The sequence below is a fragment of the uncultured Rothia sp. genome, assembly GCF_963544205.1.
GTDB lineage: Bacteria > Actinomycetota > Actinomycetes > Actinomycetales > Micrococcaceae > Rothia.
In genome coordinates, this window is the sequence record NZ_CAUUDY010000026.1 from 1 (window position 1) to 9,178 (window position 9,178).

Genomic DNA, 9,178 nt, shown 5'->3' on the forward strand with positions numbered 1-9,178 from the left:
GCCTGGTTGGTGGGCAGGGTCCAGGGGGTGGTGGTCCATGCGAGTGCTTCGACGCCGTCGAGTTCTGCGGCGACCTTCTCGTCAGCACCGAGGGCGGTGTCTGCGGTGAGGCGGAATGCGACGGTGACGGTCTGGTCCTGGCGGTCCTTGTACACGTCGTCGTCCATGCGCAGCTCGTGGTTGGAGAGGGGTGTCTCGTCCTTCCAGCAGTAGGGCAGCACGCGGAAGCCCTGGTAGGTCAGGCCCTTGTCGTAGAGGCGCTTGAACGCCCAGATGACGGACTCCATGTACTCGACGTTCAGGGTCTTGTAGTCGTTTTCGAAGTCGACCCAGCGTGCCTGGCGGGTGACGTACTTTTCCCACTCGTTGGTGTACTTGAGCACGGATGCGCGGGCAGCGTCGTTGAAGTTGTCGATGCCCATTTCGAGGATTTCGCGCTTGTCGGTCATGCCGAGCTGCTTCATTGCCTCGAGTTCTGCGGGCAGGCCGTGGGTGTCCCAGCCGAAGCGGCGCTCTACCTTGTGACCGCGCTGGGTCTGGTAGCGTGCGACGAGGTCCTTGGCGTAACCGGTGAGCAGGTGGCCGTAGTGGGGCAGGCCGTTAGCGAAGGGAGGACCGTCGTAGAAGACGAATTCGTTTTCGCCGTTTTCGCCTGCGGGGCGGTTCTCGACGGATGCGGCGAAGGTGCCGTCCTTCTTCCAGTAGTCGAGGACTGCTTCTTCCAGCGCGGGGAACTTGGGCGATGCGGTGACGCCGCTTCCTGCGGCTTCGAAGGCACTCGCCTTGGGGTATACGTTAGACATTGGGTGCGCCCTTATCTGTTGTTCTCAACGCTGAGATGCGGGTGACGGGCGCGGTACGCGGATGCGTGCACTCGTCACCTCTCAGCGGGTGAGGGTTGACATGACGGGTGCAAGGACGCCTGGGCATCGCTGACCTATCCGGGCTGTGCCGGGGGTTCAGGATGCGGCGCGGTACCACCTTGCTTACTGAGTTAACCAGCTCAACGCACCGAACCCTCCCGGGGCTAGCGGGGTGTCGCGGTGTGTTTCCGCGATACCTAGCCACCGGAAGAGCGGCGCGTTGGGCGGGTATCAGTCGCTTATTACAGCTATATCGGGCTTAACCGTCCGGTTCTACTGGGACTACATCTCTTCCGCTAAGACACCCTCGCCGCAGCGATTGGCGGGTGTCCGCAGGTGCGGTCCGTTCTTCCGAATTGCTCGCCGGTGATGGCCGGGTCGTTGCAAACACTAATAGTTTATGTGGCTTTTGTGTCTGTATGCAACCCCGCGGGGTGTGGGTTTGAACAGTTCCGGGCGGGCGGCGGATGCGCGGGTGCGCAAAACAGAATGGTTCTTCGTTCGGCGATATCTAGAGCGAGTAGGGGGCTTAAGGGGTCCTACCTCACCCCGCGCTCGGGCGTGTTTAAGGATGTATGTTTTTACATTCCCTCGGTGTTGCTTTAAGTGGGTTTCGATTTTTTCGGGAGAACCCACGGGATTGCAGTCAGTGCAACCACAAGATATGGGGTGAACACCGATGTAATTCCACTAGATATTCACCCTTAAAAGTTTTCACCCCCTCGACATCCCGTGTGGGAACCGGTTTTTCTGGATTATCCAGCAGTGCATAGTGGGTGAATAGAGTGCATATTTCGGGGGATCCGAGCAGATTTTCCCTTGTCGATTCGAGTATTTTTCCCGCGGTACTCAAGGCTTTCTCGATGCCCGAAGACTGGGATAGTCACAGCCCTCTCCCCCACCTCGGGAAATATCAAGGCACAGTTCCCTCGACTACCTAAGCCATAAATATGACTGAAATCACTTCACTTGATACACAAACAGTCCACCCCTTAAAGCTCCATCCTTCAAATAATCCCCAGTCATTTAGGTGTGCTTGTAATACTTTACGGTGATTGATATCTTGAGCGGTCTATAGGCTCCCAGGAATTACTAAGGTGCCTTTTCGTGCATTTTGAGTTCAAAATAGTCTAAAATGAATCGTGCAACACATCAATGATGATTCGATAGCATCTGCCCTCTCACCGGGGTGCGAACGCAGCAGTCTCAACGATGAGTTCACCGCGTATCCGTTCGCTCCACCGGCAGCATGTACGCACCCGAGGTCACTTCCGGACGGGGACTAAAACCGCGGCATTTGCCCGAAGTTTTTACCCCCTTTCACGACCTCACCCAACACGCCATACAACCACGCGCCCGCCGCCGGGTGCCCCGAGCCCGCCTCGGGAATAATCAAGGAGTTCACCGATGTTCTCACCCTCTTCGAGCACCCGTTCCGCCGCTTCCCGCCTTGTCAGCCGCCGTGCCCTGTTGCTGGGTGGTGCGGCAACCCTCATGGCGGGTTGCGCCTCCGATATTCGCCCGTTGAGCGAAGAGGCGAAGGCTAAGATTGGCTCCCCCACCGCTACTCCTTCTGCGAGCGCTTCCGCTTCTGCCTCTAGTTCACCGTCTGCTACCACTACTTCCTCGGCGACCGCATCAGCAAGCGCTAAGAGCAGCTCGTCCAGCGCGGCACGCGTACCCGTATCTGAGGATGCGCTCGTTGAGGGCTGGAAGAAGTACGCCGGCCCCCTGAAGCTGACCGGCGAGTACATGGGCGAGTACCAGCCCGCAACCGCTTCTTCCCCGGCAAAGAACGTACCCAAGCCCCTCAAGACCGTTCCGCACCGTGAGGACCCGACCTTCCAGGGCGCCTACGAGACGTTGCGTGCCTACTACAGTGCCCAGATCACCACGCTCAAGGATGGACGCTACGCGGATCAGACGATTGAGCTGACCTACCATGCAGATAAGCGCGCTATTGATGAGGTCAAGGCGGTCAAGGAACTGTACGAGAAGAACGGCTGGTACATGGACTTCACGTGCAGCATTGTCATGCAAAATACGGAGCCTCGAACCGCCCTGAAGAACGGTGAGGGCTACGTAGAAATCATGATGGACTCCCAGTATTCTTCCACCGCCGTTCATATGCCCGATGGCACCGAGCGCAAGGTACCGGAAATTACTCAGGTATCCATTCCGCACGTGATGCTCTACACCGAGGGTAAGTGGTGGCGAATTAGCAACGACTATGCGGAGGCGCGTTTGGCTGGAGGCAACGGCTCTTCCGACTCGTCTAGTTCCGGAGGTTCCAGTTCTAGCGGTTCTTCGGGTCGCGGCTCCACTAAGGTCTAATTCTGCAGGGGTCTAATACTCACGGTCGAGATTACCCCCGGTCGAGAGCCGCCCCGTCTCATCAATTCCATACGCACTAGCCCAAAGTCGTGACGGTACGCCCCCTGTACCTCACCGACTTTGGGTTATTGCGTCTTAAAGACAACGTTCAGGGTTCTTTGACGAACCTTTCAACCCCGCCTCCTATAGTTAAGAGTGGATACTTCATACCGCCGCGGTTCACGCTTCGGCACACTCGTATCCCGGTACCCCCTGTACCGCGCACCATACAAAACGATGAGGAAGAGTCTCTCGTACGCATCGCAGCGTTGCGAGTTACCTCGATCAACCATTTTCAGGAGATATCATGTCCTTCCGGCCGAGTGCACACACCAGCCCCTCTGCTAACGACCGAAACATGTTGACTCGCCGCGCCGCCCTCTTGGGTGGTCTGACCGCCGGCGCTTTCGCCCTGGCAGGATGCGCCTTCAGCAAGGACATTCGCCCCGCCGGTTCCGGTGACGCTACCTCCGGCTCCCCGAGCGCATCCGCCTCCCCCTCGGCGTCTGCTTCTTCTTCGCCTTCTGAGTCTACTTCGGCATCTGCCTCTGCTTCGTCTTCGTCAAGCCGTAGTAGCGCGAAGATTATTCCGTCCGACGAGTTTTTGAAGGACTATAAGAAGTACATTGGCGACGTCAAGTACGAGTACAAGCCCGCCATTGCGCACTATGTTGAGCCGACCGACACCTCCCCCGCGAAGAACGTCCCGATTCCGGTCATTGATACGGTGGCCCAGCGTACCGTCTCCCTCGAGGGCGCCTACAAGACCCTGGCTGCTTACCAGAGCGCGTATATTGCCGCGATGTACAACGGCGACCTGCAGTACCTCAAGGGTCTGGTCCACGGCGCTGACAGCGGTCTGGTCAACAACCTGAAGGCTATTGCTAAGCTCTACGCTGCGGGCGGTTGGACTAAGGACTACGAGAGCAAGCTGAGCATCCGTGACGATCTCAACGCTAAGGCTCTTGCCTCTTCCGATTTGGCTGTTGTGGCGTTCCCCTGCCGGGATGTTGTCAAGGAATACACCATCTACCAGAAGGGCACCGGTGAGGTTCAGAAGGCAAGCACCCTGGAAGTCGTGATCTACGTGGTGTACGCCGAGGGCAAGTGGCGCGTAACCAGCCGCGAGTACTTCGTATCGAAGTACAGCGACGAATTCCGCCAGGTCTTTGAGGGCCCCTCCTCATCGGCTTCGGCAAGCAAGTCCAGCGGTGGCGGCTCCGGCAGCTCCGGTGGCTCTAGCTCCGGTAGCAGCAACGATTTCAAGATTTAGTCGCTCAACTTAGCGGTCATAAGAATAAACGACCCTGAGCATGAGGCGGGGCGGGTATCAGTTGATACCCGCCCCGCTTTCGTATGTTTTTGTGTTGCGGCACAGCAACAGCCCCGCTCCTTGGCAACTAGGAAAACCAAGGATGCGGGGCTGTGCACTACTATTTGGCGCGTAGCCGGACTATCTAGCGCATAGCTACCGGGTGCGCCGCCTTCTAAGAGGTAGAACGCTCACGCAGACGCTCATGAACCTCGCTCACAAAGCGGTTCTGATTATCGCGAGCATAATGCACGACCTCACCGATGACGGTAATAGCCGGTGCCTTAACCGATGCGCAATCCACCTGAGCGTTCTCAAGAGTCGTGACAGTCACGCGCTCCTTCTCCGAGAAACCGTTCTCAATGGTTGCCAGCGGCGTGTCAGCCTCAATCCCACGAGAGAGCAGACCCGCCACCGTATCGGGCAGGGTGCGAACACCCATCAGCAACACCACGGTACCCTGAGCGCGCAGGGTCGCCTCAACCGCCGAAACTTCGGTCTCCGACAGGCCGGAGTGACCAGAAATGACGGTGAAAATCGAGGACACCTTACGCAGGGTCACCGGAATCGCCGCACGCGCAGGAACCGCAATGGCGCTGGTAATGCCGGGGATAACCTCAGCCTCCAGGCCGGCGGCGATGCACGCATCCAGCTCTTCAGCGCCGCGACCGTACACGTACGGGTCGCCGCCCTTCAAACGCACCACGGTCTTACCCGAGAGCGCGTAATCAATCATGAGTTGCTGAATGCGGGACTGCGGAACAGCGTGCTTACCGGGAACCTTGCCCACATCAACGATGAGAGCGTTCGGTGCGTACTCGCCGTACTCCTGCGGGGCGAGGTGATCCAGAAGAACCACGTCCGCCTCGCTCAGGGCACGAGCCGCACGCAGGGTCAGCAGGTCAGCGGCGCCGGGGCCGCCACCCACAATGTAGACCTTGCCGGGGTTCTCAGCAGGCTCGCCGGGCAGAAGAATGCCGCGTTCCGTCACGCTATCGTCCAGGCTGTGCCCGGGCGCCCCGCCCGCGAGTACCTCGTCAATCGTGGCGAACTCGCGGGGCGGGAACGGAGGAATCTTCGGGCACATACTACGCTGCCGGGACCGGGTTGAGGTCACTGGGCTTACCCACGGGAATCTTGGCACCGGTCAGCAGGACGGTGTCGGACTCGCCAGCTTCTGCCGCCGCAATCTCCTCAGGGGTTGCGGGGCGAATCTGCTCGCGCTCCAGCACGTACAGGTGCGATGCTTCATCGCTACCGTTGGGCTCGTTGATGAAGGCACGGAAGCGGCGCAGGCGACGCTCGTCGCGCAGGGTTGCTGCCCACTCGTCCTCGTAGGAGTCAACGTGACGCTGCATGTCGCGCTCCAGGTCCTCGCACACGCCCAGGGAGTCCTCAATGAGGACGGACTGCAGGTGTGCCAGACCGTCGCCGTGCTCCTCATCCAGGTCCTCAAGCCAGCGAGCGGTACGCTGCAGCTTGTCTGCGGTACGGATGTAGTACATCAGGTAACGGTCGATGTAGCGGATGATGTCCTCACTGGAAGCATCCTTGACGAAGAGGCGACCGTGAGCGGGGTTTGCACCACCGTTACCACCCAGGTACAGGTTCCAGCCGTTGGTGGTTGCAATCAGACCAACGTCCTTGCCCTGTGCCTCAGCACATTCACGGTTACAGCCGGAAACACCGAACTTGAACTTGTGCGGGGAACGCAGGCCGCGGTAACGGTTCTCGAGCTGGACTGCCATGCCGGTAGAGTCCTGAACACCGAAGCGGCACCAAGTCGAACCCATGCAGGACTTCACGTTACGCAGGGACTTACCGTATGCCTGACCGGACTCGAAGCCGGCATCCACCAGGCGCTCCCAAATGTAGGGCAGCTGCTCCAGGCGAGCACCGAACATACCGATACGCTGTGCACCGGTGATCTTCACGTACAGGCCGAACTCTTCAGCAACCTCTGCGATGACGCCCAGCTTCTTAGCAGGAATCTCACCTGCGGGAATACGCGGAACGACGGAGTAGGTACCGTTCTTCTGCATGTTCGCCAGTGCACGGTCGTTGGTCTCCTGCAGGCCACCACGACCAGCATCCAGAACGTAGGAGTTGCGGAAGGAGGAGAGAATCGATGCAACGGTCGGCTTACAGATAGCACAGCCGTCGCCACCGCGGCCGAAGCGTGCCAGCACGGAGTCGAAGTCGTCCAGGCTGGTCAGGCGCACAGCCTCAGCCAGCTCAGCACGGGAGAAGTCGAAGTGCTCACACAGTGCCTTGGAGACGGTCAGACCCATCTTCTTCATCTGCTGTTCCAGAGTCTTCTGCAGCATCGGCACACAGGAACCACACTGGGTACCCGCGGTGGTGCAGGACTTCAGGGATGCAACATCGTGGTTGCCGTCAACGATAGCCTCGCGGACAGCACCGAAGCTGATGTTGTTGCAGGAACACAGGATTGCGTCGTCGGGCAGTTCGGTGTCGGGGATGCCGTCGCCGCCGCCAGCTGCGGTCAGGTAAACGTTCGGTTCAGCGGGCAGCTCGCGGCCGAGCAGGGGCTTGAGGGAGTCGAAGGGAGCGGTGTCACCGACGAACACGCCACCCAGCAGGGTCTTTGCGTCGCCGCTGGTCACAATCTTCTGGTACATGCCGCGTGCGGGGTCTGCGAACAGAACCTCGAGGCAACCCTCGGTGGTGCCGCGGCGGTCACCGAAGCCAGCCACCTGAACGCCGGAGAACTTCAGCTTGGTTGCAATGTCGAACTCTTCAACCTGAGCTTCTTCGTTGTCGTTGAGCAGGTTAGCTGCCACAGCGTCAGCCATAGCGTTAGCCGGCGCGACCAGACCCCAGGTGCGGCCCAGCACGCAGGCGACCTCACCGATAGCCCAAATGTGCTCGTCGGAGGAGTGGCATGCGTCGTTGACGAGAATACCGCCGCGCTCGCCCAGTGCCAGGTCGGCGTCGCGTGCCAGCTCGTCGTTGGGGCGAATACCAGCACCGAAGACCACCATGTCGGCGGGCAGGGTGCGGATTTCTGCATCCTCAGAAGGAGAATCTGCGATGGAGACGGAGACGACGTTGCCGTCAGCGTCCTTGTTGATACCGGAGATGTACACGCCGGTCTCAATGTCAATGCCGGTTGCCTTAATCTGGGCGTTCACGGCGTAACCGCCACCCTGGTCAACCTCAACGGAGAGCAGCCAGGGTGCCACATCCAGAATGGTGGGCTCTGCGCCCAGGTCCTTCAGACCCTCAGCTGCTTCGAGGCCGAGCAGACCGCCACCGACGACGATACCGCGGGGTGCGCGGCCGAGGGTGTCCTGCAGGCGCTTGACCTCGGAGACCATGTTCTTCACGTCGTCAATGGTGCGGAAGACGTGTGCGGCGTCCGAGTTAAGAATGGGGATGCGAACCGCGCGGGAACCGGTTGCGAAGACCAGCACGTCGTAGGGGTACTCGTTGCCCTCGGTGTCGGTGACGACGCGGCGGGTGCGGTCAAGCTTCTCTGCGTGGCAGTTGTTGACCAGGTTGATGTTCTCTGCATTCCACAGTTCGGGGTCACCGAGGGTCAGGTCCTTCTCGGTGTCCTTGAAAATCTTCTCGATAGCAACGCGGTCGTAGGGGATGTAGGGCTCATCGTTGAGGACGGTGATGGTGTCCGCTGCGCGACCGGCAGCTTCAGCGCCTTCGTGGTACGCGCGTACAAAACGCCACGCAGCGGGGCCTGCGCCGACAACGAGAATGTTGCGGGGGGTGTGCGACATGGATTTTCCTTCCTAGTTGTAATGCAGGTAGTTCATGGCACTTATCTACCCTCAGTGTGCGGCTGGATCGTGCCCGGCATTGGAACTCCTAGTTTCCGTACCGTTGGGCTCGTACCTGATGCGTACCGAGTAGTTGGAGCGCCCGCTTCTTTAGAATGCATCTGAAAATTACGAAACATTTTTGTGTGGGATTATGTTGTTTTCTTCAGGCAGTCAAAAGGCGTTTTAAACTACGACTTTTATCGTACACTCTAGCGCGGGGTTGAAGTATCGAAAATCCGTATTTTTTGGGAAAATTTTCCAAAAAATCCGCGGAATACCGGGCTGAAATAGGGTATTCTTACCTTACCTAAACTTAATTTAGGTAAGGCTAATCTATGAAATTTGAGATTGTCTTTTTAGGGTAAAAATAACCTTTAGCACCCTCCGCGTGCCCCATTTCCAAATGTGGGTTTCATAAGGTAAACTCCAAACAAAGAACACACGAACCGTTATTGTGTCCTGCACCCGCGCGGCGCAGACCACCGCTTCGAAAGGAAACCCCCATGGCTGAGAACTGGGTACGCATCTGCGCCGAATCTGACCTCGAAGAAAACTGGGGTGAAGTCGCCCTGGTCGACGGCTACCAGTACGCGATCTACAAGACCAAGCACGGCATCTTCGCCAGCGACCACCTCGACCCGCACAGCCAGGCACTGGTCCTCGCACGCGGCATCGTCGGCGAGAAGAACGGCAACCCCACCATCACCTCCCCCCTCTATAAGGAGGTCTACGACCTGACCACCGGCGAGTGCGTCTCTGACCCCTCCTACTCCATCAAGGTCTACCCCGTAGAGGTCCGCGACGGCGACGTCTACCTCAAGACCGCCTAA

At 58.8% G+C, this 9,178-nt stretch carries 6 protein-coding genes; 3 read left to right on the forward strand and 3 right to left on the reverse strand.

Features of this window, described 5'->3' with window-relative positions; all coding sequences use genetic code 11:
- The coding region (locus RWZ58_RS08610; protein ID WP_314658364.1) for a class I tRNA ligase family protein at window positions 1–803 on the reverse strand (803 nt) is incomplete at its 3' end.
- 1,467 nt (window positions 804–2,270) lie between these two features.
- Between RWZ58_RS08610 and RWZ58_RS08615 the strand changes: the two genes are divergently transcribed.
- Both RWZ58_RS08615 and RWZ58_RS08620 read left to right on the forward strand, forming a co-directional pair.
- The gene (locus RWZ58_RS08615) at window positions 2,271–3,197 is read left to right on the forward strand and encodes a DUF6318 family protein (protein WP_314658366.1); all 927 of its coding nucleotides are present in this window, start codon (window positions 2,271–2,273) and stop codon (window positions 3,195–3,197) included.
- A gap of 346 nt (window positions 3,198–3,543) precedes the next feature.
- Window positions 3,544–4,509 carry a DUF6318 family protein gene (locus RWZ58_RS08620; protein WP_314658367.1) on the forward strand — a complete coding sequence of 322 codons (966 nt, stop codon included), beginning with the start codon at window positions 3,544–3,546 and terminating at the stop codon, window positions 4,507–4,509.
- 214 nt (window positions 4,510–4,723) lie between these two features.
- Here the strand turns inward: RWZ58_RS08620 and cobA are convergent, their stop codons facing one another.
- Entirely contained in the window at window positions 4,724–5,635 is a 912-nt protein-coding gene (gene cobA / locus RWZ58_RS08625) for a uroporphyrinogen-III C-methyltransferase (RefSeq protein WP_314658369.1), read from the reverse strand.
- Window position 5,636: 1 nt separating this feature from the next.
- The gene (nirB, locus tag RWZ58_RS08630; protein ID WP_314658371.1) at window positions 5,637–8,306 is read right to left on the reverse strand and encodes a nitrite reductase large subunit NirB; all 2,670 of its coding nucleotides are present in this window, start codon (window positions 8,304–8,306) and stop codon (window positions 5,637–5,639) included.
- Window positions 8,307–8,851: 545 nt separating this feature from the next.
- Here nirB and nirD point away from each other — a divergent pair.
- Entirely contained in the window at window positions 8,852–9,178 is a 327-nt protein-coding gene (gene nirD / locus RWZ58_RS08635) for a nitrite reductase small subunit NirD (protein ID WP_049350096.1), read from the forward strand.

Bases quoted from the DNA above. Each gene is read 5' to 3' on its own strand.
- RWZ58_RS08615 (WP_314658366.1), top strand. From the start codon at position 2,271: ATGTTCTCACCCTCTTCGAGCACCCGTTCCGCCGCTTCCCGCCTTGTC.
- RWZ58_RS08620 (WP_314658367.1), top strand. From the start codon at position 3,544: ATGTCCTTCCGGCCGAGTGCACACACCAGCCCCTCTGCTAACGACCGA.
- cobA (WP_314658369.1), bottom strand. From the start codon at position 5,635: ATGTGCCCGAAGATTCCTCCGTTCCCGCCCCGCGAGTTCGCCACGATT.
- nirB (WP_314658371.1), bottom strand. From the start codon at position 8,306: ATGTCGCACACCCCCCGCAACATTCTCGTTGTCGGCGCAGGCCCCGCT.
- nirD (WP_049350096.1), top strand. From the start codon at position 8,852: ATGGCTGAGAACTGGGTACGCATCTGCGCCGAATCTGACCTCGAAGAA.